This window comes from Streptomyces sp. NPDC088400 (assembly GCF_044753355.1).
In the GTDB taxonomy this organism is placed as follows: domain Bacteria; phylum Actinomycetota; class Actinomycetes; order Streptomycetales; family Streptomycetaceae; genus Streptomyces.
In genome coordinates, this window is the sequence record NZ_JBIVMZ010000011.1 from 156619 (window position 1) to 182978 (window position 26360).

Here is a 26360-nt window from a genome sequence, read left to right on the forward strand (position 1 = left end):
TACGACTGAACGCGACGGCCCCCGGAGTCTCCGGCGGGCCGTCGCGTTCAGTCGTGGCCGCGCACGGACGGAAGGGGTACGGACCCAGTCGTCACACTCGCCGATTTGACGAATGCCCTTGCCGGGGCAGCAAATGGAGAGATGGCAGACGATGACGATTTCGCGAAAGTGCTGACGTCCGTGGGTCCGCGCCTGCGGGCACTGCGGCAGGCCAAAGGCACCACGCTGTCCCAGCTGAGTGAAACGACGGGTATTTCCCTCAGCACGCTCTCACGCCTGGAGTCGGGGCAGCGCAAACCGACCCTGGAACTCCTCCTGCCCCTGGCGAAGGCGCACGGCGTACAACTGGACGAGTTGGTGGACGCCCCGACGACCGGCGACCCGCGCGTCCACCCGCGCCCCTTCACCCGGTTCGGCCAGGTCTTCGTCCCGCTGACCCGCCACCTCGGCGGACTGCACGCCTACAAGCAGATCCTGCCCGCCGGGCATGGCGACGGCGAGCGGCCCACGCAACAGACGCACGAAGGGTACGAGTGGCTGTACGTCCTGTCCGGCCGCCTGAGACTGGTCCTGGGGGAGCACGACCTTGTCCTTACCGCCGGGGAGGTGGCCGAGTTCGACACCCGTACACCCCACGCGTTCACCAACCCCGGACCGCACCCCGTCGAATTCCTCAGCCTGTTCGGAGCCCAGGGGGAGCGGATGCACGTGCGCGCCAAGCCGACCGCCACCGGTACGTGACACCCACGTGCCCTGCACCGTCCGCCGTAGCCGTAGCCGTAGCCGTGCTGTGACAGCCGGCCTCAGCGCTCCCCGGCTTCGGAAAGCCACGCGTACGCGGCCCGCGCCGTGAACTCGCGCTGGCCGCCCGCGAAGAGCAGCCCCGCCGTGCCGAACGCCGGGTCGGAAGCCGTATCCGGGACATAGGGAATCGCGATGCAGCGCATCCCGGCGGCGTGCGCCGCCACCGCCCCGGGCACGGCGTCCTCCAGCACGACACAGCCGGCGGGCTCCGCACCGAGCCGATGTGCCGCCTCCAGGAAGACATCCGGCTCCGGCTTGCCGCGGTCGACCTCCTCCGCCGAGACGACGACGGGGAAATACGCGTCCAGGCCGGTGACCCCCAGCGCCACGTCGATGGCCTCGCGGGACGAACCTGATGCCACGGCCATCCGGGCGCCCTCGCCGTGCAACCTCTCCACGAACACCCGCATCTGCGGGAACACCTCCGTCGAGGCGCGCACCCGCTCCAGATAGAGCCGGTTCTTCTCGGCCAGCAGCGTGCCGACCGAAGCCTCGATTCCGTACTCCTCGCGCAGCGTCTCCAGCGTCTCCCTGGTGCCGATCCCGATGAAACGGCTGTGCTGCTCCCAGCTGAAGTCGTGCACCCCGTACTGGGAGAGGAGCCGGCGCCCGGCCTCGTAATAGTTCGGTTCACTGTCGACGAGTGTTCCGTCGAGGTCGAAGATGACCGCGGGGACGGCCGGGACCGGCGGGACGGCTGGGATGTGCGAAGCGCTCATGTCTCCCAGCATGCCGAGTCAGCGCGTCACGTCGGCTGGTCGAGCCGGTTCGGCCGACCGGCCCACCGACTCGACCAGCGGCAGCAGCCGGTGCGGCACCCGCTCGCGCAGCGCCATCTCCGTACGGGTACGGACCACGCCCGGCATACGGATCAGCCGCTGGACCACATCCTCCAGATGACCGTTGTCGCGCGCCACGACCCGGGTGAGCAGGTCTCCGCTGCCCGTGATCGAGAACGCCTCGATGATCTCGGGGACGGCCGCGAGGGCGTCACCGACCTCGTCCAGATGCCCCTGCGTGACCTCGATGTGGACGAAGGCGAGTACGGGGTGACCGAGGGCGGCGGGGGAGAGGTACGGCCCGGTGCCGGTGATCACCCCGTCGCGCTCCAGCCGGTCGAGACGGGCCTGGAGGGTGCCCCGGGCGACACCGAGGATCCGGGCGTACTCCCGCACGCTCGTGCGCGGCTGTTCGATGAGGAGCCGCAGGATGCGGGTGTCGAGCGTGTCCACGGTCATGGTCCGTTGGCCTCCTGATGTCGGTACGCCACCGGCAAGGACTGTACCAATGGCACTGTGGCGACGGCTCCGCTTGAACCACTGTCCCGCGCCTACGTGGGGGCGCGGCGCCGCCCCGCCCCTGCGCGCGGCCTCTTACCCTGCAATGACGTGCGTCCTCTGAAGTGACGTGCGTGACGTGCCACCAGGACCACTGTCGTCAAGGGAGATGCACATGCTCAGCAAGCGGGAAGCCGCCGAAGCCGTACGTCAGGCCAAGGTGAAGACCGGCGTCACCTGGGCCCAACTGGCCGACGCGGTCGGCAAGCCACTGGCCTGGACCACCGCGGCGCTGCTCGGCCAGCACCCGATGGGCAAGGAAGAGGCGGCCACCGCGGCGGCGCTGCTCGAACTCGGCGACGACGCCGCCGTTGCTTTCCAACTCCAGCCGACCCGCGGAGCTCTGGACGCCGCCGTCCCCGTGGATCCCACGATCTACCGGCTCTACGAGGTCGTCCAGGTCTACGGGCCGACCATCAAGGAGCTGATCCACGAACAGTGCGGCGACGGCATCATGAGTGCGATCAACTTCCGCCTCGACGTCCGGCGCGTTCCCGACCCCGCGGGCGACCGGGTCGTCATCACCCTCGACGGGAAGTACCTGCCGTACCAGTGGTAGTACGCGCCTCTCCGGGTCGCCCCCGAGCCGCCCCCTCCGGCAGCGGAATCTCGGAGTGGACGTCACACCGGCGATGATCGACGACGGACGCCGCCGTGTGGCGATCGAAGACGGAGACCGGTGCGGGGTCGTACGCGGCTCGGGCACCGCCAGGGCGTAGCCGTTGGCCTACCAGTGGCCAAGTTTGGGGCTGCGTGAATGTGCCAATGGCGCAGTTGGTGGTGAGGCTGTTGAGCCAATGGGGCCAACGATGGTTCTCTTTGCGGTATCCAGGTACTCAGGGCGCCGCGCAGCGCCGGTCGGCGACGAAGCCGGATCCGGTCCGCGGTGCCTTCGTCGTCCTGCCGCCGCCCCTCCCGGACGGTCGCGGGTGCGGCGCGCACCACTGCGAGGGGGGCGGCAAACCGCCGTGAAGAGAATGTTCGTGGCCCCGGACCCGGGGCGTCTGAGGCTGAGGAACTCGGCCCGCGCCGTCATGGGCATCGCCCTCGCTGTCGCCGCCGCCGAGCTGTGCGGGTTCTCGCTCGTCGCGTCGATCACCGGTGGCCTCGCGGCGCTGGTCGCCCTCTTCACCGTCACCGACGCGACCGTCCGCGCCCAGCGGATCACCACCGCTCTGTTTCCCGTCGTGGGATTCCCCGTGCTGGCGCTCGCCACCACCCTGCACGGCGTGACCATGGCCCGCGACGCCGCGTTCCTGACGGTCGTCTTCTGCGGGGTCTACGCACGCCGTTGGGGGGTACGCGGCAACGCCCTCGGGATCTTCGCGTTCATGAGCTTCTTCATGACGCAGTTCCTGCACGCCGTCCCCGCCCAACTGCCCGAGCTGTCCGCCTCTGTGAGCCTCGCCCTCCTCGCGGCCGGTGCTGTGCGGTTCTTGATCTGGCCCATCGAGCGGCGTACCCCTCCCGTCGCGGCTCCGCCGGCCCTGCCCGGCAGCGGCCTGGCCCGGCCGACGACCCGGCAGGCCTTTCAGGCCACCGCTGCCTGCCTTGCCGCGCTGTCGATCGGACAGGTGCTCTCCGAAGACCGCTGGTACTGGGCCGTCGGCACCGTCTGGTGGATTTTCGTCAACACGACTTCCCGAGGCGAGACGCTGATCCGCGGATTCCGCCGCGTCCTCGGCACCGTGACCGGAATCGCCGTCGGTCTGCTGGTCGCCATCCCACTGCACGGCGCCCCCGTGCCGACGGCGGCCCTGGTCGCCGTGTGCGTCTTCGGGATCTTCTACACGGCCGCGGTCTCGTACTCCTGGATGGTGCTGGCGGTGACGGTCATGGCCGGCCTGCTCTACGGTCTGCTGGGAGTGCTGGACCCCGGCCTGCTCGTGCTCCGCGTCGCGGAGACGGGCGCGGGCACGGTGTGTGCCGCACTGGCCGTACTTCTCGTGCTGCCCGTCACCACGCATGCCACGACGGACGCGTGGATCCAGCGTGCGCTGCGCTGTGTGCACGTCTGCACCGCCGAAGCCGCAGCGCGGCTCGACGGCTCCCCGGACGCGGACCCCGCCCGCCACATCGCGGAGTTGGAACTGCTGCTCGGCCGGGTCCGGCTCTCGCTCGCGCCGCTGGTGCACCCGCTCAGCCCGCTGAGGGCCCGGAAGGCGCGGGCCCTCCAGGTGCTCGCGCTGCTCGACGACTGCGCCCGCGAGGTCCGCGGTCTCGCGGCTCTCGCCGCCATCCCCGATGGCACGTACGACGCACGACTGGCCGTCGTCTGCCGACGGGTCGAGACTGCCGTGGAAGCGCTCACGACGCCGGACGGCGGGCCTGAGACGCGGGTACCCGACGCCGTGCCGCGCCCTGCCGGCGCCGAGCCCGCACTGGCTCATCTCCACGGCTTGGAGCGGGCACTCGCGGACCTCGCCGCCCCCTTGCGCAGCTCTCCACGCTCCGCACTCACCGGAGCCTGACCGGCACAGCCGTCAGACGGCGGACCAGCCGTTGTCGACGGGCAGGATGGCCCCGTTGATGTTCGACGCGGCGTCCGAGGCCAGGAAGAGGATGGCGGCGGCCTGCTCCTCGGCGGTGGCCACGTTGCCGGCAAGCCCGAGGTAGGGACGGAGGGCGCCAGGACCGTGCGCCTCCGCCCGGGCGTCGACCTGGATGGCGGTCGCGGTGGCGCCGGGGGCTATGGCATTGGTGCGGATTCCCTCGTTCCGGTACATCACGGCGAGGGATTTCGTGAGGCCGGCGACGCCGTGCTTGGCGGCGGTGTACGCGGCACCGGCCGCGCTGCCGCGAAGGCTCGACTCGGACGCGGTGAAGACGATCGCACCGCGGCCGGCGGCCAGCATGTGCGGGAGGGCGGCCCGGGTCAACAGGAAGGGTGCCGTCAGGTTGACTTGAATGACGCGGTGCCACTCGGCGTCGTCGGTGTCCGCGAGGGCCGACATGCGGTCCATGATGCCGGCGTTGTTCACCAGTACATCCAGGCCGCCGAAGGCATCCACGGCCGTGGCGACGACCTGGTCGACCACCTGCTGGTCGCTCAGATCGCCGACGACCGCACGGGCGATGCCTCCCGCGGTCTCGATGGCCGTGACGACCTGTTCGGTGTTCTCCTTGTTCAGATCCGCGACCAGTACCTTCGCGCCTTCCTGCGCGAATCGCAGGGCCGTGGCTCTGCCGATTCCCGATCCCGCTCCGGTGACGACGACGCTGCGTCCCTGAAGACCGGTGCTGCTCATGGGGGCACTCCCTTTTCTCGGCGGGGCGGCATCGGCTCAGGACTGTCCCGGTCCGCGCGCCCGCGGGTGTCGTTGAGGTGTCGGCCTCGGTGACCGACCGACCGTCCGGCCTCGGCCGCGGAGGGCAGCGGACAGCGGACTGCTTGAGTCAGGCAAGCATGATTGCATTGCTTGAGTCAAGCAAGTTGCTGATAGGGTGGCTGGTATGTCTACACCGCAGTCAGCAGCCGACTCTGTCTCGACGGACGTGGCCGAGATCGAGCGTGCCCTCAGCCGTGTCGCCTATCTGACCGGCCGGGTCCGGCAGCACGATCGCCTCATGGCCCTGGCCGGAGTGCCGCTGGACCGTGCCGCTGTGGCGCTCCTGCGGCAGATCGCCGATTCCCGCTCTCTCCGTCTCGGCGAGCTGGCGGCGCAGTTGGCCGTGGAGGCGTCGCACGTCACCCGGCAGGTGCAGCAGTTGCAGAAGGCCGGTTACGTGACCCGGGTCCCGGATCCGGATGACCGCCGTGCGCAGCGTATCGAGCTCACACCGTTCGGCCGGGACGCGGTCGACCGCATCCGCGAGGCGAGCTGCCGGGGGATGGAGATGGCCCTGGCGGAGTGGTCACCGCAGGAGTTGGAGCGACTGGCCACGCTGTTCCATCGGATGGTCGATGACTTCCTCGCCTACGCCGACGAGAGCCCCGAACAAGGCGATGCCGGCGCATCGCGCCCTGCCTGAGCGTAAAGCGGTGTTGCGTGACGGGAGTTGCCTTCGGCGGGCAGACCGCGTGGGTCCGCCCGCCACCGCCCGGAGCGCTCGCCGTATTGATCGGATGATCTGGGACGGTCGGCCGAGGGTGCATGATCTTCCGTGTTGACAGGTGACGTTCGGGTGCATGTAATGGATCCGGTGTCGCGTGACGCTGGCCAAAGAGCAGTGGGCCGGCCGGCGGTCGGGCGAACACCCTTCAGGCAAAGGGTCCGTCATGAGTTCATACTCCGCGCCCTGTACATGACGTAGCGCAGCCGCACGTCGTCTCTCGCTCCGCGCATTTCCTGGCACCGTCACGTGTGCCGAGCCCGACGGTTTCCCTACGGCGACACGTTCAACGGCGCCCTGGCACCCGTCCACGATCCGCGTCCGGCGAGAGGCTGTGCGGTCGCTCCGACCTGTGCACGTCATCACCGGCCATGACCGCAGTCACTGCGGATTCACTCGCATTCTCCGGAGACACAGAACCGTATGCCCACATCATTCAATGAATCGGTCATCGAGGAGTTCCGCACCCACGAGGGGAAGGTAGGCGGCCCCTTCGAAGGCGGGAATCTGCTCCTGCTCACGACCACCGGCGCGAAGTCGGGGACCGAGCGGACCGTTCCTCTCGGTTATGTCCGCCACGGCGATTCACTCCTGCTCGTCGGGTCCAACCTCGGTGCCCCGCACCACCCTCACTGGTACCACAACGTGCTCGCCCATCCCGTGGTGCGAGTGGAGATCGGCACCCGCACCTTTCAAGCACTCGCGGTCCCTGCCGAGGGAGAGCGGCGTGAGGAACTGTTCGAGCATGTCATGCGGATGGCGCCCGGATACGGCGACCACCAGGCCGGGACCACCCGGACTCTGCCGGTCGTGGTGCTGGAGCGCGCCGAGCCCGATGGCTGGGAGAGCCCCCGGGAGGTCAGTACCCTCGCCGACAAACTCATCGAGGTCCATACGTGGCTGCGCGGGCAGTTGCGTCAGGTGAAGGCGGAGACCGACGCCCACTTCGCCGAACGCGCCGCCCACCAGGGCCCCGGTGAGCCACCTGCCCCGAGCCTCGGGCTGCAGATCCGGCAGCGCTGCCTGGCGTTCTGTCAGGCCCTGGAGTTCCACCACACCAGCGAGGACGCGCACGTGTTCCCCGGAATCGCCCGCCATCACCCGCACCTGGCCGGCACCTTCGACCGGCTCCGTGACGAACACCGCACGGTCGCGCGCATCCAGAGCGAGCTGGTGGCCCTGCTGGCCGGCATCGGTATCGCCGACCCTCGGCGCTTCCGCGCCGAGCTGGAAGAGATGTCGACCGAGCTGAACGCGCATCTGGACTACGAGGAGGAGGCGATTCTTCCCCTCCTGGCCGAGGTGCCATGGCCGCCGGCTCCCCCGCGAACACGCCTGAAGACAGCGAACACGCCTGAAGACAGCGAACACGCCTGAAGACAGCGAAGGCGACAAGGCCTGACAGAGGCCCACATGGACGGTGACGGTCCGGATCCCCGGGCCGTCACGGCCTTGCGGCCCGTCCGTTGCCCTGCGGCCTGCCATTCTGCCTGCGGTGCGGCGGGTCCCTGGAACGGCACCCGCCGCACCGCCCGGCCGACGGGCGAGCAAGAATCCGGTCGGGTCCCGCCCGGAGCCCCATCACTGGAAGGTTGTCCCATGCGAGTGCGCGTCAAGGCTTTCGACCACCTGGTACTCAACGTGCGCGATGTCGAGCGCGCCCTGGAGTTCTACTGCGGACCACTCGGCCTGGAGCCGGTCCGCGTGGACGAGTGGCGGGCCGGTGCGGTGCCGTTCCCGTCGGTGCGGGTCAGCCCGACCACGATCATCGACTTGCTCAGCCGCCCGCGCGGCGAGTCGAACGTGGACCATATCTGCCTGGTGGTCGAGCCGCTTGACTGGCAGCAGATCATCGCCTCGGGCACCTTCACCGTGCTGGAAGGCCCGGTCGGACGGTTCGGTGCCCGAGGCGAGGCGCAGTCGATCTACGTACGGGATCCGGACGGCAACACCGTCGAGCTGCGTTGGTATCCGCAGGACGCGGCGGAGTGAACTCCGTGTGGTGGGATCACCAGCTCACGGGCAGCTCACGCAGGCCGCTGAAGAACTCCTTCGACCGCCAGCGCAGTTCCTCCACGGGAACCGCGAGGCGCAGTTCCGGCATGCGGGTCATCACCTGCTCCAGAGCCACTTGGAGTTCCAGCCGGGCGAGGTGTGCGCCGAGGCAGTAGTGGATTCCGTGTCCGAAGCTGACGTGTTGCGCCGTCACGGGGCGGTCGAGGACGAGCCGGTCCGGGTCGGGGAACACGTCGGGGTCGCGGTTGGCGGCCGCCTGGGAGATGACGACGGGTTCGCCCGCGCGGACGAGCACCCCGCCGAGTTCGACGTCCTCCGTGGCGTACCGGGGCAGGGTCAGCCCGTTGAGCAGCGGTACGTACCGCAGGAGTTCTTCCACGGCCTTGGGGACCAGGCCGGGCTCGGCGCGCAGCCGGGCCAGCAGGTCTTCGTCGCCCTCGGCCGGAAGAAGCAGCAGGGAGAAGAAGTTGGCGATCTGGTTGGTGGTGGTCACGAACCCGCCGACGAGGAGCTCGTTGAGGACACCCGTCAGCTCTTCCTCGGTGATGCTCTCGTCCCGGTCGCAGGCCTGGACGAGGATGGTGAGCAGATCGTCGGCCGGCTCCCTGCGCCGGGCCTCCACCCAGCCGCCCATCAGGGCGAAGAACTCGGCGGCCTGCCGCTGGATCGCCTGGGGCGGCGCACTGCCCGAACAGACCGTGTCCGCCCAGTCCCGCACATGGCGGTGATCGGCATAGGGCACACCGACCAGTTCGCAGATGAGTGTCATGGGCAGCGGAAAGGCGAAGTCCTCGACCAGGTCGGAGGGCGGCCCGGTCTCCTCCATCCGGTCGAGCAACTCGTCGGCGATCGCGCGGATACGGTCGCGCAGGAGCTCGATACGGCGAGCGGTGAACTCCTTGCTCAACAGGGAGCGCATCCGGGTGTGGTCGGGGGCGTCGATGGAGATGAGGCCCCCGCCTCCGGTACGCGGCATCGGACTGATCCGGGGCTGGTCGCGGCGGACGGCCTCGGCGAGGCTGAAGCGGGCGTCGGAGAGGACGCTTCGGACGTCCTCATGACGTACGGCGAGCCAGGCGTCCTCGCCGTAGGGGAGACGCACCCGGGCGAGGGGCTGGTCCCGCAACGGGCGGTAGTCGGAGTGGAGTCCGAGGCCCTCGGTGGTCCAGAAGGGGTACGCGAGGGGCTCTGGGTGCTGCGCGGAGTCGTGTTCCTGCTGGAGAGACACAGAGTTTCCGCCTTTCCTGGTTCGGGCCTTCGTAAGGGGCAGCGCTGGTCAGCAGTGGTCGGTTGTGGCCGACTCCGGTCAGCAGCCAGCGGCAGTCGGCGATCGTCGGCAGTGGTCAGCGGAGGAGGCGCGCGTGCTCCGGGACGTACAGCTCCTCCCGGCCGCGCGGGACGGACTGCGGGCCCACGGGCACGAGGACATGGGTCGGCGGGGGCGCCGTGTCGTCGACCGAGGCGGTGAAATCGCGGCCGTCGTCCCGGCAGATGAACTGCATCACCTGCCGTCCGGCGCCCGCCGCCCTGATGAGGCCGCCGGTGGTGGCCCACACACCGGAGAGGTAGAAGTTCGACAGACCGGGCAGAACCGGGCCGTTCTTCTTGACGAGCTCCTCCATCGTCTCGCCGCTCTCGACGAAGGGCTGCCAGCCGAGGAAGGTGCCCTCGTAGTTTCCGGTGTAGCGGATCTGCGTGAGGGGCGTGCAGGTGTCCCGTACGGCGATGGAGTCCTTCAGACCCGGGTAGCGCTCGTCCAGGAAGGCGACGATCGTGTCCCGCACCCGGCGCTTGGCCACGGAGTAGGCGCGACCGCGCCGTACGGGAAGCGTGTGCAGCTCCTCGCCCCGGCGGAAACGGCTGAACTGCTCGGGGCCCTCGCTCAGTTCGCGCCACGGCTCCGTGTCGGAGAAATAGGTGGCATAGATGACCGTCGTGTCGTCCGGTGACAGCTCGGGGTAATACCGGCTGCGGAACTGGACGTTGAGACTCGGATGGCGCATGCCGGTCAGCCGGGAGGCCGTGGCCTCGTCCAGAAGGTGCGTGGTGGTCGGCTCGCCCTCGGGGAACGGCCGCCGCAGGCCGAGGAACAGGCTGACATAGCCGGGGAACACCATTCCCGGCTCCTTGATGGTCTCCTCGAAGAGCTGCCGCCAGTCGTCGTCCATATAGCGGCCGTCGAGGAACTTCATCAGGGTGGTGGGGCCGTCGCAGGCCGAGACGACGATGTCGGCGTGGTATTCACGCCCGTCCGAGAGCCGCACGCCCACCGCGCGGTCGTTCTCGACCAGGATCTTCTCGACCTTGGCGTTGTACGTGATCTCGCCGCCGAGCCGTTCGTACCGGTCCGCGATGGAGCGGGCGAGGCCGAGCGACCCGCCTTCCGGCACCCCGGCCGAGAGGTTGGCCTGCGCCGCCATCTGGAAGTAGAACGGCAGGACGGGGAACGCGGGATGCTTCTCGTACAGGATGTAGTTGAACGCCTCGACCAGCAGCGGATCCTTGAAACGCGCCGAGTACTCCGTCATCAGTGTCGACATCGACGTACGGAAGAGATTGAAGTACGGGACGAAGCCGGCCAGCATGCGCCAGCGCTCCCGGCGGCTCATCAGCGGAACGGGTTTGAGGAAGGGATACGCCGGGAGGCAGGCGCGGAACTTGCGCAGGCCGGAACAGAAGGCGCGGATAGGGCGGGCGTCGGCCGGTGAGAGGGACAGCAGATGGGCTTCGAGCCGGTCCGGGTCGCAGTAGAAATAGACGGTCCGGCCGTCCTGTCCGCGCACGATGTTGAAGACATCGAAATGGCGCATCTCCTTGCCCTGGAGCGCGCCCAGTTCGAGCCAGATCTGGTGCATCTCGTTGCCGGGGCCGTTGCCGAGCAGCCAGCTGATGCAGCAGTCGAAGGTGAAATCGCCCCGGCCCCAGCCGGTGCAGCAGCCGCCGGGGATGTCGTGCATCTCGAAGACCTGGCTGCGGTAGCCGTTCATCTGCGCGTAGCTGCCGGTGGACAGGCCGCCCAGGCCCCCACCGATGATGATCATGGATTCTCTGCGGGGCTTGGCAGCCGGCATGGTGTGATCTCCTCGGGCCTTCATGATGTGGTCACCGGACCCTGCGCTGTTCGAGCTGCGGCAGCCGGCCCAGTTTTCCGGGATGCCAGGGTTCGGTTCCGCCGCTCTCCCACGCGCGGAATTCGAGGCCCAGTTCCTGGCAGATGTACTGCGTGACGAACCGCCCGCTCGCGGCGGTGCGGATCAGGCTGCCGCCGCCGAACCACTGTCCGGCCATGGAGAAGCCGTCCAGACCCGGGAGCCGCATCCGGTCCTTGTTGATCAGTCCGGTGATCACGTCGTCGGCGTCGGTGAACGACTTCCAGCCGAGGATGCTGCCGCCCTGGACACCGGTGTACCGCTCGGTGGTCGCGGGCGAGGCCACGTCGATGACCTCGATGGCCTCGCCGATACCGGGGTAACGGCGCTCCAGGAAGGTGCGGACGAAATCGGCGACGTCCTGCTTGCGTGCCCAGTACGCCTTGCGGTCGGTACGCCGCAACTCCTTCCAGTAGGCGTAGTCGCTGAAGTACGTGCAGTGGATGACCGACTTGCCGGCCGGGGCGAAGCCGTCCGAGTAGCGGGAACGCAACTGCACGACGAGGCTCTTCTGGAGCACATGCGGCAGCGCGGCGTTGTCCTCCTCGGACAGCAGATAGGTGGTGCTGTGCCGCTCCCCGGGGTCCAACTCGCCTTTCATACCGACGAAGGCCGAGACGACCCCGGGATAGAGAAGCTCCGGACGGTTCACCATCTCCTTGAAGAGTGTGTCGATCTTGGGGCTGGTGTACCGGCCGTCGAGCAGACCGTTGATCGTGGTCGGGCCGTCGCAGGCGGAGACGATGTGGTCGGCGAAGTGCCGTTCCCCTCCGCGCAGTTCCACACCGACCGCGCGGTCGTTCTCGACCAGGACGCGCTCCACCCGCGCGCGGTAGTCGACCTGCCCGCCCAGCGAGGTGTAGCGGTCCTCGACCGACCGGGCCAGCCCCAGTGAACCGCCCTGGGGGAAACCGGCGTTGAGGTGGTGGGCGCTGGCCATGTTGAACAGGTAGGGCAGCAGCGGGAAGACCTCGTGGTCCTGGAAGAAGATGAACGGGAACGCCCGGCGCAGCAGCGGGTCCTGGAACCGCCCGCAGAAACGCTCCATGCGGGTCGCCGCCGTACGCCAGAAGAGCACGAAGTCCGGCAGAATCGCGCGCAGCATCGCCAGTTTCTCCCGCGGCGTCTGCAGGGGCGGCGGCGTGAGGAACGGATAGAGGTTGGTGTCGATGAACCGCCTCAGGTCGCGGCAGAAGGCACGGATCGGCCGCGCGTCGGCGGGCGAGATCTCCAGCAGGTGCCGCTCCAGCCGGTCGGGATCGTTGTAGAAGGTGACCGAGCGGCCGTTCTCGTCGGTGACGGTGTTGAACATCTCGAAGTTCGCGATGGTCTTGCCGTCGAGCGCGCCCAGTTCCCGCCATACTCGGCTGGCGTCATTGCCCCGGCCGGTGCCGGTGAGCCACTCGATGCAGTAGTCGAAGACATAGTCCTGGCGGGACCATGCCGTACAGCACCCTCCGGGCAGGACATGCCGTTCGAAGATACGGGTCTCGGCGCCGCTCATCTGGGCGTAGCAGCCGGTGGACAGACCGCCGATGCCGGCGCCGATGACGATGACACGGGGCTTGTCGCCCGGGGCCCGGTCGCGGGCGTGCCATACGGTCCGGGTGTTACGCGACATGTGTCTCGCCTCCGGGAAGGCCGGTGAGGCCGGTGATGCCGTCGATCTCGGTGAGGCCTTCGAGGGCCGCGAGGGCGAGCTTGGCGTTCTGTGCGAGGTACTTGTCGTCCAGCATCTCGGCGTGGGTGCCGAAACCACGGAGCAGTTCGGTACGGCCGGTCGAGCTGCCGTGCCAGGTGCCCCGCTGTCCCGCCGCGTAGAAGGCCGCCTTCCGCTCGTCGGAGATCACGCTGACGGTGCCGGCCACCGTGCCCACGTTGGGGGTGCGGCCGCAGTAGTCCAGGTACTCCCTGGCCTGTGCGAGGGTCTCGGAGGCGACGCTCTCGGAGCCGGTGTGGCGGCGCAGATGGCCGCGCAGTTCGTGCTCGAACGCCTCGATGTGCTCGTCGGCGAGGGTATGGGCCTCCAGGATGCGGTACGAGTCCATGATCACCACATGGGGGACCTCGCGGCCGCGTGCTTCGAGCTCCTTGGCGACCTCGAAGGCGAGGTTGCCGCCGAGGGAGTAGCCGAGAAGAAGGCAGGGACCGTCGGGCCGGAGCGTCTCGACGAGGTCGGCGTAGCGGATCACTTTGTCGCCGTCGAGGTGGTTGAAGGCGACCAGTTCGTAACTCGGCAGGTGGGCGGCGAACCGGCGGTAGACCAGCCCGTGCCCGCCGGCCGGCGGGAAGCAGAACAAGGTGGGCCCCTGCTCGCCGTTGAACGTCAGGTAGGGCCGACTGCCGGAGATCTTGCCGCTGATGATGTCCTCGACCGTGCCGGCCATGCCGTGCAGCGTGGTGACCTTGAAGAGCAGGCCGACCGGGATGTCGACACTGAACTCGGCCTGGAGGCGGTGGATCAGCTCGATCAGTTTGATGGAGCTGCCGCCGGACTCGAAGAAGTCACCGCGCAGGCCCACGCGTTCCAGGCCGAGCAGCGCCTGCCAGTGGGCGGCCATGCGCTGTTCGTAGAGCGTGACCGGTGGTTCATGGACCTCCTCGGTCGACTGGGCCCGGGGCTCCGGCAGCGCGGCGACGTCGACCTTTCCGTTCGAGGTCACCGGCAGGGCGTCGAGCGCGGTGAAATGCGTCGGGATGAGGTACGTGGGGAGCTGGGCCGCGAGATGGCGGTGCAACGCGCGCGGGTCAAGCGTTGTCCCGGCGGCCGGGACGCAGTAGGCGCACAGCACGGCGTCGCCCCGGGCATCGGTACGGACCGTGACGAAGGCCTGGGTGAGGCCGGGCCGCGACATCAGCAGGGATTCGATCTCGCCGGGTTCGATGCGATGGCCGCGCACCTTGATCTGGGCATCGGCACGGCCGAGGAGATGCAGCCTGCCCCGCGAGTCCCGGCGGGCCAGATCGCCGGTGCGGTACAGCCGCTCGGGCGCGGCGCCCGGACCCCGGCCCAGAGTCAGGGACATGAAGCGGCGGGCGGTCTGCTCGGGGTCGCCCGCGTAGCCGAGCGCGACGCCCGCGCCGCCGGCCCAGAGCTCGCCGACGACGCCGGGCGGTACGAGTTCGCCGTGGGCGTCGAGGATATGCAGCGAGCAGTTCGGGAGGGGGAAGCCGATCGGGACCGTCTGATGGGGATCGAGATCGTCGGCGGGACCCTCGAAGCAGGCGCTGTCGACGGCCGCCTCGGTCAGGCCGTACGAATTGATGACACGGGTGTCCGGGCCGCACAGATGGCGCAGCCGCTCGTACTCCGCGACCTTCCAGGTGTCGGAGCCGACGATCAGCAGCCGCATGAAGTCCAGCCGGTGACCGCCCAGTTCGCAGTGGGACATCAGGGCGCGGGCGACGGCGGGCACGAATTCGGCGCAGTCGACGCCCTCGGCCGTCATCGTGCTGTGGAGCCGTGCCGTGTTGAGCAGCAGATCGCGGCCGATCAAGACCAGTCGGCCGCCCGAGCACAGGGCGCGGACGAGGTCGCCGGTGAACACGTCGAACGAGACGCCGGCCATCTGAAGGTGGACACCCGGCTCCGTGTCGAGACCGTACTCCGCGCGCCAGGCGCCGTATACGGCGGCGAGAGCGCGGTGGCTGACCCGCACGGCTTTGGGACGGCCCGTCGATCCGGAGGTGTGGATGACATAGGCGGGCGCGTCCATGTCGAAGGCGGCGTCACTGTCGTCGCCGCTGCCGTCGGTCTCCGGCGCCATGGGGTCGTCCGCGGTGAGGACACCGTCCAGGACATCGGTCAGGATGTTGGTGTTCAGGGCCGTCAGCCGCTCCCTCCCCGACGCGTCGGCGATGGTCAGGGCCGCTCCCGCGTTGTGCGTCATGAACGCGAGCCGGTCGACGGGATGGCCGGGGTCGAGCGGCAGATAGGCGGCTCCGGTCTTGAGGACCGCGAGGAGCGCGACGATCAGTTCGGGCGACTTGGTGAGGCAGACGGCGACGACGTCCCCGCCCCCCACACCCCGCTCGCGCAGCCTGCCCGCCAGAAGCCGGGCACGGTGTTCCAGATCGCCGTACGTCATCCGGCGCACCCCGCCCACCTCGGACGGGACAGAAAGCGCGATGGTGTCCGGACTGCGGCCGGCGGCCTCGGAGATCAGCCGGTGCACCGGCACATCGTGCGGGACGGGCCGGCCCACGGCGGCCGGGTCGCGCAGGATGAGGTCGCGCTCCTCGGCACCGAGCATGTCCAGCCGGGGCACCGGCAGGTCGGCGGGGGCGTGGGTCAGCGACTCCAGGACGTTGACGTAGTGCGAGACCATCCGGCGCACGGTCCCGGACACGAAGAGGTCGGTGTTGTACTTCAGGACGCAGTGGAAGCGCCGCTCCGCCTCGTCCTCGTACGCCGACAGGGTGAGGTCGAACTGCCCTTCCTCCTCGGGGAGTTCGATGTAGTCCAGGTGGTATCCGTACTGCTGCGTGGCCACCTTGTGGGCCAGCAGGATGAACATCGCCTGGAAGACCGCCGACCGGCTCGGGTCGTGCTGGAGACCCAGCTTCTCCACGAGCAGGACGAACGGGTACTCCTGGTTGTCGAGCCCGCCGAGGACGGTCTGCCGGACCTGGGCCAGCAGCGCGGCGACGGACGGGGCGCCGGACAGATCGGCGTGCAGCGGCAGGGGGTTGACGAAGTAGCCGTAGACGGAGGCGAATTCCTCGTCGGTACGGCCGGTCACCGGGCTGCCGACGATGATGTCGTCCTGGCCCGAGTAGCGGTGCAGCAGGATGTAGTAGGCGCTGAGCAGCACCATGTACACCGTCACGTCGTGCTCGCGGGCCAGGGCGTGGACGCGGGCGCTGAGTTCGGCGTCGAGGACGAAGAACTCCGACGCGCCGTTGTGGGTCTGCACCGCGGGCCGCGGCTTGTCGGTGGGCAGGTCCAGGGCCGGGACCTCGGCGGGCAGGCTGCCGCGCCAGTAGTCCAGCATGCGCCGGGCGTCGGGCGAGGCCAGGAACCGGTTCTGCCGGTTGAGGAAGTCGAGGTACCGGGCCGGTACGGGCGGTAGCTGGACGGTCCGGCCCGCGCGCATGCCCTCGTAGAGGGCGAGGAGCTCCTCGATGAAGGTGAACGTGGAGATCGCGTCGGAGATGATGTGGTGGACGGCCTTCATGATGACCCAGCGGTCCGGTCCGCGCCTGAAGAGCCGGAACCGGATCAGCGGGTCGTGTTCGAGGTCGTACGGCCTGCGGTACTCACGGACGATCATCTCGTGGATGTCGTCCCAGTCGCGGCCCTCGACGTCGAACAGGGCCACGTCCGGCTCGCCGCTGTCCGAGACCCGCTGCACCGGCTGCCCGTCCTCCAGCGTGAAGTTGGCCCGCAGCACGGGATGCCGGGCGACGAGTGTGCGGACGGCGGAGAACATCAGCTCCGGTTCGAGCGCGACCCTCACCTCGACAGCGCCGCCGATGTTGTAGGCGAAGCCGTCGGGGTTGAGCTGCTTGAGGAACCAGAGGGCTTTCTGGTTCTGGGTGAGGGGATGCCGGGACGCGTCCTCGTGAATCTCGACCGCCGTGGCGTCGTGGGCCCCGTCCGCCGTCTCCGCGGCCAGCGCGGCCGTGGCGCCGTGGAGCTGGGTGATGAGCTCATGAGTGGGAGCGCCGCTGAGCAGCGCCACGACGGGCAGGGCGACACCGGTCTCGGCGTGGATACGAGCGCGCAGCTCCATGGCGAGGAGAGAGTCGAGGCCGAGCGAGCCGAGGCTGCTCGCCGGTTCGATCTGCTCGGTGCGCACCCGCAGTACGGTCGACGCCAGCTCCGTGAAGCGCTCGGCGACGAGCTCGGTGCGCCGCTCCTCGTCCGCCGTGCGGAACACATCGAGGAAATCGCTGTGTTCGTCGGCCGACGCGCCACCGGCGGCGGCCGCCTCGGCGGCGAGGTGTGTGACGAGCGGGGGCGGGGACGCGTACCAGGCGAGGAAGACCTTCCAGTCGACGATCGTCGCGATCAGCAGTTGCGGGCGGTCCTGGCCGATGACGCGTTCCAGGACGGCCATGCCGGCGCTGGGCGCGAGGGAACTCATGCCCCGGCTGACGCGGTAGTGCTCGACCAGATTGAGGTCCTCGATCATGCCGGTCGCCCACGGTCCCCAGTCGAGGCTGAGCGCGGGCAGCCCACGGGCGCGGCGGTGGTGCGCCAGCGCGTCGAGGAAGGCGTTCCCCGCCGCGTAGTTGGTCTGGCCCGTCGTGGTGAGCAGCGAGGCGACCGAGGCGAAGAGGACGAAGTGGTCGAGCGGCGCGTCACGCAGCAGTCGGTGGAGCAGCCAGGCGCCGGCCGCCTTGGGAGCGAGGACGGAGTCGAAGACGGTCCGGTCCATGTCCCGGACGAGTGTGTCCTGGACATGCCCGGCGAGGTGGAACACGCCCCGTACGGGCGGCGCGTCCTGGTCCCGGTACGCGTCGAGCCAGGCGGCCAGGGCCTGTTCGTCGGTGATGTCCACGGCGGCGTGGACCGGGTGGGCGCCGAGGGCTTCCAGCTCCTTGACGAAGCGCGCGTTGCCGCCGGCCCGGGAGTCGGGATCGAGGTCGCGCCAGGTGGCGCGCTCCGGCAGGGGAGTGCGGCCGACGAGGATGAGATGGCGGGCACCGCGCTGGACGAGGAAGCGGCACAGGAGCCGGCCCAGGGAGCCGAAGGCGCCGGTGACGAGGTAGGCGCCGTCCGGGCGCAGCCGTGTCGGGAGGGGGCGGGTGAGCCCCTCGGGCCGGGTGAGACGGCTGATGAGACGACGGCCGTCGCGCAGCGCGATCTCGTCCTCGGGCAGCCCCGTTTCCGTGGCGGTGGAGAGGATCTCGTGCAGCAGGGCCTCCGCCTCGGCTCGGCGGGCCGAGGCGGAGGCCTGCGCGCCGGCCGGAGCGAGGTCGATCAGTTTGCCGCCGTGGCCGGTCAGTTCCTGATGGCGCAGGACGCGGCCGATACCCCACGCGGGGGCGCCCAGCGGCTCGACCTGGTCACCCGGATCCACCGCCTGCGCACCGCGGGTGACGATGTGCAGGGCCGCCGGCGCGACGGTCTGGCGAGGGTCGTCCTGGAGAGCCTGGGCCAGGGCGACGAGGGAGTACGCACCGGTGGTGCTGTGCTCGTCGAGGCACTGGCGCGTGGTGTCGTCCAGCGCCGGCAGGTCGAGGTTCCACAGGTGGACGACGGTGCCGACGCACGCGCCTTCCCCGCCCCCGGTGAACCCGCCGCCCCCGGTGCCTTCGGCCAGTTCGGCCAGAAGCCCGCGCAGGTCGTCGGCGTGGCCGGGCACGACGGTCGAGGAGTTGGTGTCGTGGCGGAACGCGTAGCGATCGCCGGGGCGTACGAGATGGCAGCGCCCTCCGCGCGCCGTCACGAGCTCCGCCAGCGTGTCCGCGACCCCGCCGGGCGCGTCGGCGAACAACAGCCAGGTGCCGGGCGCGGTCGCGGGAGCAGCGGTCGCGGCCGGCACCGCCGTTGCCTGCTCGGAGTTGGCCTGCCCGGCTTCGGGCGGCGCCCCTTCGAGGGGCGCCTCGGTCCAGGTCAGCTCGGTGAGCCAGTTGTCGATCGTGCCGAGTCCCACGGTGGCCGACGCCTTCTCGACGTCGGCGGCCCGGAACCCGCCGACACGGCCGAGCGGTTGGCCGTCGTCCGCGTAGAGGGTGATGTCGCCGACGAGTTCGTCGTCCCGCTGCCGGGTGACCGTGGCGTGGACCCACAGCGGCTGGTCGCCGATCGAGGTGGTGTGTACGTCGGCGATGGACAGCGGCAGCAGAATGCCGGTGCCCGGCGCTCCCGCCTTCTCGCTCGCGGCCGTTGAGCCCGGGCCGGCCGGGTCGGTCCCGCCGGTGAGGATTCCGGCGGTGAGCAGGGCCTGGAAGCAGGAGTCGAGCAGGACGGGGTGGACGTGGTGACGTGCCGCGTCGTCACCGACGCACTCGGGCGGCCGGATCCGGGCCAGCGCCTCGCCCTGTCCGGTCCACACTCCCTCGATGCCCTGGAAGGCCGGACCGTAGTGGTAGCCGTGGGCGCTCAACGCCGTGTAACAGGCGGTGGCGTCGAGGTGCCGGTCACTGCGGGCCCTGACCGACTGGACGTCCAGCGGGGTGGTGCGCGCGGAACGGTGGTGGGCGGTGCGGACGACACCGCACGCGTGGACGGACGTCTCGTCGGTGTCCCCGGCGCCCGTCGCGATCGTGAAGGCGGCGTTCTGCGAGGAGAACGACAACTGTACGGCGCGGGGCGCGTTATTCGGAAGGAACAAGGCCTTGCGGAGCTCGATGTCGCCGAGCGCGATCTCGGTGCCGCCGGTCATGGCCCGTACCGCCTGGGCGGCCATCTCGACGTACCCCGCGGCCGGGAACAGCGTCCGGCCCTGGATCCGGTGGTCGGCGAGGTAGGGAGCCCTCTCGACGTCGAGTTCCGCTTCCCAGGCGGGCTCCGCGGTGGCCAGACGGCGGCCGAGGAGCGGATGGTCGAGCAGGCCGAGCCTGACCTGTGCCACCGGGTGGGGTTCGGCCCAGTACCGGTCGCGCTTCCACGGATAGCGCGGCAGCGGTACGGTCCGGCCCTCCGGCTGCAGTACGTCCCAGTCGACGGCGAAGCCGAGGTTGTGGAGCGAGGCCAGCGAGGTGGTGAACCGGGCCGCCTCGTCCTCCTCCCGGCGGATCGAGGGCAGCGTGAGCACGTCCTCGGCCCGGTCGGCAGGTCCGCCGGCCAGGCACTCCTTGATCGAGTGGGCCAGCACCGGATGCGGGCCGATCTCCAGGAAGACCCGGTGGCCGTCGTCGGCCATACGCTCGACAGCCGCGCGGAACCGGACGCTGTCCCGGATGTTGTTCCACCAGTAGTCCGCGTCGAGTTCGGAGCCGTCGGCCAGTCCCTCCCGCGCGGTCAGGTACAGCGGCACCTGGGCAGGACGGGGCTCGATGTCGGCGAGACTGACGAGCAGTTCGTCCTTGATCAGATCCATGCGGGCGCTGTGGTACGGCACGCGGACGGTGAGGAACTTGGCGAAGATCTGCTCGGCGCGCAGGCTTTCGGCACACGCGGCCAGGGCGTCCTCGTCGCCGGCGAGGGTGAGCGCGGTCGGACTGTTCACGGCCGCGATGGACACCAGGTCGCCGTACGGCCGGATGCGCTGCGCAGCCTCGTCCTCGGGCAGGCCCACGGCGAGCATCGTGCCTGTGCCCACCAGCCGTTGCTGGAGGCGGCTGCGGTGCACGACGATCCGAACCGCGTCGCGCAGGCTGTAGACACCCGCTTCGTGGAACGCGGCGATCTCTCCCGTGCTGTGACCGACGATGGCGGCGGGGTGCACGCCATGAGCGCGCCACAGGGCGGCGAGGCCGGTCTGCACAGCGAAGTTGGCGGGCTGGGCCAGCCAGGTCTCGGCCATCCGCGAGTCGGCCGCGTCGGCGTCCATCTCCTCGACGAGGGACCAGCCGGTGAGGGCGGCGATCTCGCGGTCGCAGCGCTCGACCGCCTCTCGGTAGACGGGCTGCGTGGCGAACAGCTCACGGCCCATGCCCCACCACTGGGGGCCCATTCCGGTGAACACCCAGGCCGGATGGCGCTGTTGGTCCTCGCGACGACGGTCGAGGAGCACCCGGGGATGGGTCTCACCCCGGACGTACGCGGCGAGTGCCTCGTCCAGGTCGTCACGGGAGCTGTAGACCACGGACAGCCGGGCGTCGTGGTGCTGACGGCGGTGCGCGAGGGTGTGGCCGAGGTCGTCGGCAGACGGAGCCCGCTGCCCGGTGAACGGGTCGGCCGGCTGGGCCAGTTCCCGGCGGATCCCCTCGGCCAGCTCGGGCAGGCCGGACGCGTCGCGCGCGCTCAGCGGAAGGACGCGGTAGCGAGCGCGGGGCACTGACTCCGGGGCCGCCGCGGCCTGTTCGTCCGTCGGCGACGGGAGCGGCGCCTCCAGCAGAACATGCGCGTTGGTGCCCCCGAAGCCGAACGAGTTGACCCCCGCGCGCGCGGGTCCTTCGTGCGCGGGCCACGGGGTGACCCGGGTCGGAATGTCGAACGGCGAGGAGGCGAGGTCGATCCCGGGGTTGATCCGCTCCAGGTTGATGTGCGGGGGGATCAGGCCGTGCTTGATGCTGAGGGCGGTCTTGATGAGTCCGGCGATTCCGGCGGCCGACTCGGTGTGCCCGATATTGGTCTTGACCGAGCCGACATAGCAGGCGGCGCCCGGTTCGCGGCCTACGGCGAGGGCCCGGCCGAGGGCGTTGGCCTCGATGGGGTCGCCGACCGGGGTGGAGGTGCCGTGTGCCTCGACGTACTGGAGGCTGCCCGGTGTGATGCCGGCCTCGGCGCACACCCGCTCGATCAGGGTGACCTGGGCGTCGGCGCTGGGCACGGTGATGCCGTTGGTGCGGCCGTCCTGGTTGACGCCGCTCGCGGTGATCACCGCATGGATCGGATCTCCGTCCCGGACGGCGTCCGCGAGGCGTTTCAGGGTGACGACCCCGACGCCTTCGGCGCGGACATAGCCGTCCGCGTCGGCGTCGAACGTACGGGACCGGCCCTCGGGGGACAGGAAGCCGCCCTTGGTCTCGGCGATCGTGTACTGCGGGGTGAGATGCAGCAGGGTGCCGCCCGCGAGGGCGAGGGAGCTCTCGCGCCGGCGCAGGCTCTCGCAGGCGAGGTGCACGGCGACCAGGGACGAACTGCACGCGGTGTCGAGGGAGACACTCGGCCCGCGGAAGTCGAAGCAGTGCGAGATGCGGTTCGACACCATCGTCATCATCGTGCCGGTCGCCGTGTGCGCGCCCAGAGTGTCGAACCGCAGGTCGGCGAACTGGAGGATCTTGTAGTCCAGGGTGAACGCGCCGATGTACACACCGACATCGCTGCCCGCCAGCTCGGCCGGCTTCTGGCCGCCGTCCTCCAGTGCCTCCCACGCCACCTCCAGCAGCTTCCGCTGCTGGGGGTCCATATGGCTGGCCTCACGGGGACTGATGCCGAAGAAGGCGGGGTCGAACTCGTCGAAGCCGTCGATGTAGCCGCCCCGGCCGCCCACCAGGCGGCCGGGCTTGGCTCTGTCCCGGCTGCCCAGCGTGGACACGTCGTATCGGTCGGCCGGTGTCGGAGTGATGCAGTCCTTGCCGTCGAGCAGGTTCTGCCAGAAGGTCCGGTGGTCGCTCGCGCCTCCGGGGAAACGGCAGCCTATGCCGATGATCGCGATCTTCTCGGGAGGCGTGGTCCGGATCGAGTCAGCCATGGTCGGTTCCTTGAGTCGCGTCATCGGCAAGAAAGGCACATAAGAAGGCATAAGAAGGACAAGCGTGAGCGCCCCGGGCCCCAGCCCGACGGCCGTGCGGGGGCCGAGGTGCGCGTAAAACGTGAGGTGGAGCGTGGTCGTCGGGTCAGCCGGCGGTTTCGCCGGCCTTCACGGACCGGCGCAAGGGGTGCACCAGGGTGGCGATGATGGCGCCGGTGCCGGGAAACGAATCCGGGTTCACCAGGCCGACCGCGGCCGGTTCGCGTCCGGGCCGCCAGGTGAAGCTGCCGAACGCCCTGTCCCAGACGGACAGATCGGAGCTGTAGTGCCCGGCCTCCGCCAAGTCCGTGCTGTGATGCAGCCGGTGCTGCTCCGGGCTCGCGAAGACATGGTTCAGCGGACCGAGCCGTACGGTGATGTTGGCGTGGACGAAGTAGCCCTGGGCGACGACGAACAGCCCTACTCCGAAGACGGCGGATTCCGAGAAACCGACGATCGCCAGCGCCAGTTGGACACAGCCCTGGGAGAGAAGGACGTCGAGGACGTGATTGACACCGTTGTTGGCGACGTTGACCTTCTCGGGCACATGGTGCACGCCGTGCAGCCGCCACAGCCACCGATTGGTGTGCCCGAGCCGGTGCACCACGTAGCTGGCGAGTGACCCCAGCAGCAGGGCGACGGGTATCTCGGCCCAGAGCGGAAGCACGGAGTGGGGCCGGGCCACGGCGCCCACGGCGACCAGTACCAGAGACTGGCCCAGGGCCCCGGCCACCGCTGTGAGGAGGTAGTACACGCCGTACCAGCCCCACTCGCGTCGGTCGGGCCGCCAGGCGCGCTCGTACGGGATCAGGCACTCCAGCGCCACGAGGTAGCAGAGAACCGAGAGCTGGAAGACGAACGTGACCCGGTCGGGCTCCCAGCCGTTCCGCAAGGACGCGGCGAAGACGGTGACGACGGAGAGCAGCAGGACGGGGTGGGCGATCCGGGCCAGCACCGCCCGCGCCGTGCGCCGTGCGCCGCGCCCTGATGGGGAGCGGTCGCCGTCGGCTGTCGACGAAGTGAACATAGGGGCCTTCCACCGACGAGTCGTCTGGGAGCGCTCTCTGGGCGTGCCACGCACCATGCACCCACGTGGCACGCACCCAAGAGCTTGGTTAACAGCATGCTGTGGATCACTCACTCAGAGCAATTCGATCCGACCGGCGCACGGAGGCGCAACGGCTCGTGTGAAGTTTCGCGCGCCCCCCCCCGGCGCAACCCCGCCCATGTCAGCGCCCCCGCATACTTCGCCAAAGGCGGCTCAGGGGGGCGGGGTTCAAGGGCTGGTTCGGAATCGGTGCGGGTCCCGGCGCGGCCCGCCTCCTGCTGAGGTACGCGGCCTCGTGCGGCGGGGCGACGGCCCGACACGGAAGGGCCCGCCCCGGTGAGATCCGGTGCGGGCCCTTTCCAGGTGCGCGGGCGTGCTGTCGTCCCGTGCACAGTGGTGTTGTCCGTGCGTTGATCTGTCCCTTGACCCGCATGCCGTACGCGCGGTGGTCCACGCTCCGCCAGCGGATCGCCGGAGTGTCGTCAGTGTGTCGGCGTCCCCTGCGGCTGCGGGGTGATGCCCAGCGCGGTCGTGTACTTCGACAGCACCAGTTTGCCGATCGCCGGGTACGCGCCGAGCGGCTCGGCGGCCGCGCAGTCAGCCTCCTTGAGGGCCGACTCCAGCAGGCCCTCGGGCAGTTCGGGCCCGACCAGATACGGCGCGAGCGCGAGCTGCGTCGAACCGGATCCGCGCAGTTGCTCGGCGATGGCGGCGACCGAGCCCTGCTGGTCGAGCGCGGCGGCCATCACCGGTACGGCGAGGCGCGCGGCCAGCAGCATTCCGGTGATCCCGGCTGTCTGGACCGCTTCCTCGCCACCCACCGTGGCCAGGATGATCCCGTCGGCGGCCGTGGCGACCGTGAACAGCCTGGCGCGGTCGGCGCGGGCCAGACCGGCCTCCGACAGGCGCACATGCAGCCCCTCCGCGAGCAGGGGGTGCGGGCCGAGGACATCGGTCAGCTCCGCGTCGGCGCCGCTCTCCGCGACGGCCTCGCCTATCCGCGTGATCAGGTCACTGTCGGGGCCGGCGAGCAGCGGTACGACGACGGCGGCGGGCCCCTCGGGCTCGCTGACCTCACGGCCCGCGGCCTTCGCCAGCTCGTAGCGCTCGGTACGCAGCGCCACGACCCCGGCCAGCAGGCTCTGGAGCGTGGGGTACTCGTCGTCGTCCCCGTCGAGGAAGCCGATGCCGGCGTTGAGGCCGGGCAGCTCGGAGCGGGCGATGCTGACGGTCTCCTCGACCAGCCGACGGACGGCGGCCGAGGGGGTGCCGGGAACGGCGAGAACAAGCGCGGGCGCACCTTCGGGAGCCGCAACCGGTTCGGGGCGGCGGTGGCGTCCCGACTGGCGGGGTCGCGGCATTCGTACAGGCAGGCCGGATGCGGGCCCAGTGGGGGTGCTCATGGCGTCGAATGCTACTGGTTTTATGGGTGTGGCTGTTCGGTGAGGGTGCAGTCGGGAGCCGTCTGTCCTTATTTATCCTTTAGCTATTTTTCTACTCATCTGTCCTGTTGTGCCGGGATGTGCAACAGGAGCGGATCGTGCGGTAGCCGCAGCGAATCCGTGGCGAGCGCCCCCGCGATGATCAGCGCCCCGGTCACCGGATCGGCCGCCGCCGAGACTGTCGTCGCATGCGGCAGCTGACCTGCCAATTCGGCCCGCAGCGGGGTGAGCAACGGGGCGCCGAGCCTGAACAGGCCCCCGGTGAGGGCCACTTCACACGGACCGGACGGTGGGCAGACCGCGGCCGCCGACTCCGCGACATGCCGGGCCGCCGCCGAGAGGATCTCCGCCGCGACCGGATCGACGGCCGCGCAACGGGCCACTTCCGGTGCGAACGAGGCGAGTACGGCTGGCCGGTCGGTGCGTGGATAGACCAGCCCCGGCAGCTCGGGGGCGGGCCCGAATCTCTCTCTCATCCTGGACAGCAGTGCGGGTGAACCCCCGCGCCGCCCGTCGTGTGCGCGCAGGGCGGCCTCCAGGCCGGCGCGGCCGATCCAGGCACCGCCACCGCAGTCTCCGAGCAGGTGGCCCCAGCCGTCGGCGCGACGCCAGCTGGTCAGATCGGTGCCGAGCGCGATCATGCCCGTACCGGCCGCGACGACCGCACCGGGACGCTGTCCGAGCGCCCCCGCGTACGCGGTGACCGCGTCGGCGGCGAGGGCCGAGCGCCGTACGCCGAGGGAACGCTCCAGCGCGCCGGGCAGCTCGGCGCGGAGCCCGTCGCCGAGCGTCGCCATCCCGGCCGCGCCGACCGCGACCGCAGATACGGTGTCCGCTCCGGCCTGTGCCAGCAGGGTGTCCACGGCGGGGAGCAACTGGGCGAGGAGGTGCCCGGGGTCGATGCCCGACGGGCCGGTGCGTACGGGCTCGGCCGATGCGGCGGTGGCCACGACCGTGACCCCTCCCGGACCGCCCACGCCGCCCGGTCCGTCCGTCTCGCGGGGAGTCGTCGAGCCGAGCGCGAACCGCAGACCCGAACCACCCGAGTCCACGCCGAGTACCCATTTCATCGCGGCACCCGGTCGTTCTCGCGCGAGACGGCCGACCTGTGCCGATGAAGGAAGCCGAAAGGCCTGATCACTGGAGGCAACGAGCACCGCCGCCTTCCGGCGAGTGTCTGCGTGACCTCATGGACCGTCCCCAGGATGAAGGAGGAATGA

General features: G+C 70.0%; 16 protein-coding genes. 6 read left to right on the forward strand and 10 right to left on the reverse strand.

Annotation, left to right across the window (positions count from 1 at the left end):
• Positions 1 to 141: 141 nt before the first annotated feature.
• Positions 142 to 741: a helix-turn-helix domain-containing protein gene (locus ACIQD6_RS26210; protein WP_401886471.1), complete on the forward strand. Its 600-nt coding sequence runs from the start codon at positions 142 to 144 to the stop codon at positions 739 to 741.
• Positions 742 to 803: 62 nt separating this feature from the next.
• Here ACIQD6_RS26210 and ACIQD6_RS26215 read toward each other — a convergent pair whose 3' ends face one another.
• Together ACIQD6_RS26215 and ACIQD6_RS26220 are read right to left on the reverse strand one after the other, a co-directional pair.
• Positions 804 to 1523: an HAD family hydrolase gene (locus ACIQD6_RS26215; RefSeq protein WP_401886474.1), complete on the reverse strand. Its 720-nt coding sequence runs from the start codon at positions 1521 to 1523 to the stop codon at positions 804 to 806.
• A gap of 18 nt (positions 1524 to 1541) precedes the next feature.
• Positions 1542 to 2042, reverse strand: a complete 501-nt coding sequence (locus ACIQD6_RS26220; RefSeq protein WP_401886477.1) for an Lrp/AsnC family transcriptional regulator — start codon at positions 2040 to 2042, stop codon at positions 1542 to 1544.
• Positions 2043 to 2256: 214 nt separating this feature from the next.
• On the opposite strand from ACIQD6_RS26220, the gene cynS reads away from it, so the two are divergent.
• Together cynS and ACIQD6_RS26230 are read left to right on the forward strand one after the other, a co-directional pair.
• A complete protein-coding gene (cynS, locus tag ACIQD6_RS26225; protein WP_401886480.1) occupies positions 2257 to 2700 on the forward strand; it encodes a cyanase in 444 nt (147 codons plus the stop codon).
• Between the two features lie 418 nt (positions 2701 to 3118).
• A complete protein-coding gene (locus ACIQD6_RS26230) occupies positions 3119 to 4612 on the forward strand; it encodes an FUSC family protein (protein WP_401886816.1) in 1494 nt (497 codons plus the stop codon).
• 12 nt (positions 4613 to 4624) lie between these two features.
• Here ACIQD6_RS26230 and ACIQD6_RS26235 read toward each other — a convergent pair whose 3' ends face one another.
• Entirely contained in the window at positions 4625 to 5389 is a 765-nt protein-coding gene (locus ACIQD6_RS26235) for an SDR family NAD(P)-dependent oxidoreductase (protein ID WP_401886483.1), read from the reverse strand.
• A gap of 205 nt (positions 5390 to 5594) precedes the next feature.
• On the opposite strand from ACIQD6_RS26235, the gene ACIQD6_RS26240 reads away from it, so the two are divergent.
• From ACIQD6_RS26240 to ACIQD6_RS26250, 3 genes are all read left to right on the forward strand, one after another.
• A complete protein-coding gene (locus ACIQD6_RS26240; RefSeq protein WP_401886484.1) occupies positions 5595 to 6113 on the forward strand; it encodes a MarR family winged helix-turn-helix transcriptional regulator in 519 nt (172 codons plus the stop codon).
• A gap of 504 nt (positions 6114 to 6617) precedes the next feature.
• Positions 6618 to 7571 (forward strand): nitroreductase/quinone reductase family protein, encoded by a 954-nt coding sequence (locus tag ACIQD6_RS26245; protein ID WP_401886486.1) that lies wholly within the window; start codon positions 6618 to 6620, stop codon positions 7569 to 7571.
• A 222-nt stretch (positions 7572 to 7793) separates the two neighbouring features.
• Entirely contained in the window at positions 7794 to 8186 is a 393-nt protein-coding gene (locus ACIQD6_RS26250) for a VOC family protein (RefSeq protein WP_401886488.1), read from the forward strand.
• Positions 8187 to 8202: 16 nt separating this feature from the next.
• Here ACIQD6_RS26250 and ACIQD6_RS26255 read toward each other — a convergent pair whose 3' ends face one another.
• The 7 genes from ACIQD6_RS26255 to ACIQD6_RS26285 form a co-directional block, all read right to left on the reverse strand.
• Positions 8203 to 9438, reverse strand: coding sequence for a cytochrome P450 (locus ACIQD6_RS26255; protein ID WP_401886490.1), 1236 nt, complete (start codon positions 9436 to 9438; stop codon positions 8203 to 8205).
• A 115-nt stretch (positions 9439 to 9553) separates the two neighbouring features.
• The gene (locus tag ACIQD6_RS26260; RefSeq protein WP_401886818.1) at positions 9554 to 11251 is read right to left on the reverse strand and encodes a phytoene desaturase family protein; all 1698 of its coding nucleotides are present in this window, start codon (positions 11249 to 11251) and stop codon (positions 9554 to 9556) included.
• Between the two features lie 61 nt (positions 11252 to 11312).
• The gene (locus ACIQD6_RS26265; protein ID WP_401886492.1) at positions 11313 to 12980 is read right to left on the reverse strand and encodes a phytoene desaturase family protein; all 1668 of its coding nucleotides are present in this window, start codon (positions 12978 to 12980) and stop codon (positions 11313 to 11315) included.
• The gene (locus tag ACIQD6_RS26270) at positions 12970 to 22611 is read right to left on the reverse strand and encodes an amino acid adenylation domain-containing protein (protein WP_401886493.1); all 9642 of its coding nucleotides are present in this window, start codon (positions 22609 to 22611) and stop codon (positions 12970 to 12972) included. The genes ACIQD6_RS26265 and ACIQD6_RS26270 overlap by 11 nt, the downstream gene beginning before the upstream one ends.
• A 145-nt stretch (positions 22612 to 22756) precedes the next feature.
• Positions 22757 to 23677 (reverse strand): sterol desaturase family protein, encoded by a 921-nt coding sequence (locus tag ACIQD6_RS26275; RefSeq protein ID WP_401886495.1) that lies wholly within the window; start codon positions 23675 to 23677, stop codon positions 22757 to 22759.
• A gap of 503 nt (positions 23678 to 24180) precedes the next feature.
• Positions 24181 to 25101, reverse strand: coding sequence for a sirohydrochlorin chelatase (locus ACIQD6_RS26280; RefSeq protein WP_401886497.1), 921 nt, complete (start codon positions 25099 to 25101; stop codon positions 24181 to 24183).
• A 95-nt stretch (positions 25102 to 25196) separates the two neighbouring features.
• Positions 25197 to 26210: an N-acetylglucosamine kinase gene (locus ACIQD6_RS26285; protein ID WP_401886499.1), complete on the reverse strand. Its 1014-nt coding sequence runs from the start codon at positions 26208 to 26210 to the stop codon at positions 25197 to 25199.
• Positions 26211 to 26360: the final 150 nt, after the last annotated feature.

Coding starts and splice junctions, on each gene's coding strand:
- ACIQD6_RS26210 (WP_401886471.1), top strand. CDS start 142: ATGGCAGACGATGACGATTTCGCGAAAGTGCTGACGTCCGTGGGTCCG.
- ACIQD6_RS26215 (WP_401886474.1), bottom strand. CDS start 1,523: ATGAGCGCTTCGCACATCCCAGCCGTCCCGCCGGTCCCGGCCGTCCCC.
- ACIQD6_RS26220 (WP_401886477.1), bottom strand. CDS start 2,042: ATGACCGTGGACACGCTCGACACCCGCATCCTGCGGCTCCTCATCGAA.
- cynS (WP_401886480.1), top strand. CDS start 2,257: ATGCTCAGCAAGCGGGAAGCCGCCGAAGCCGTACGTCAGGCCAAGGTG.
- ACIQD6_RS26230 (WP_401886816.1), top strand. CDS start 3,119: ATGTTCGTGGCCCCGGACCCGGGGCGTCTGAGGCTGAGGAACTCGGCC.
- ACIQD6_RS26235 (WP_401886483.1), bottom strand. CDS start 5,389: ATGAGCAGCACCGGTCTTCAGGGACGCAGCGTCGTCGTCACCGGAGCG.
- ACIQD6_RS26240 (WP_401886484.1), top strand. CDS start 5,595: ATGTCTACACCGCAGTCAGCAGCCGACTCTGTCTCGACGGACGTGGCC.
- ACIQD6_RS26245 (WP_401886486.1), top strand. CDS start 6,618: ATGCCCACATCATTCAATGAATCGGTCATCGAGGAGTTCCGCACCCAC.
- ACIQD6_RS26250 (WP_401886488.1), top strand. CDS start 7,794: ATGCGAGTGCGCGTCAAGGCTTTCGACCACCTGGTACTCAACGTGCGC.
- ACIQD6_RS26260 (WP_401886818.1), bottom strand. CDS start 11,251: ATGATCATCATCGGTGGGGGCCTGGGCGGCCTGTCCACCGGCAGCTAC.
- ACIQD6_RS26265 (WP_401886492.1), bottom strand. CDS start 12,980: ATGTCGCGTAACACCCGGACCGTATGGCACGCCCGCGACCGGGCCCCG.
- ACIQD6_RS26270 (WP_401886493.1), bottom strand. CDS start 22,611: ATGGCTGACTCGATCCGGACCACGCCTCCCGAGAAGATCGCGATCATC.
- ACIQD6_RS26275 (WP_401886495.1), bottom strand. CDS start 23,677: ATGTTCACTTCGTCGACAGCCGACGGCGACCGCTCCCCATCAGGGCGC.
- ACIQD6_RS26280 (WP_401886497.1), bottom strand. CDS start 25,101: ATGAGCACCCCCACTGGGCCCGCATCCGGCCTGCCTGTACGAATGCCG.
- ACIQD6_RS26285 (WP_401886499.1), bottom strand. CDS start 26,210: ATGAAATGGGTACTCGGCGTGGACTCGGGTGGTTCGGGTCTGCGGTTC.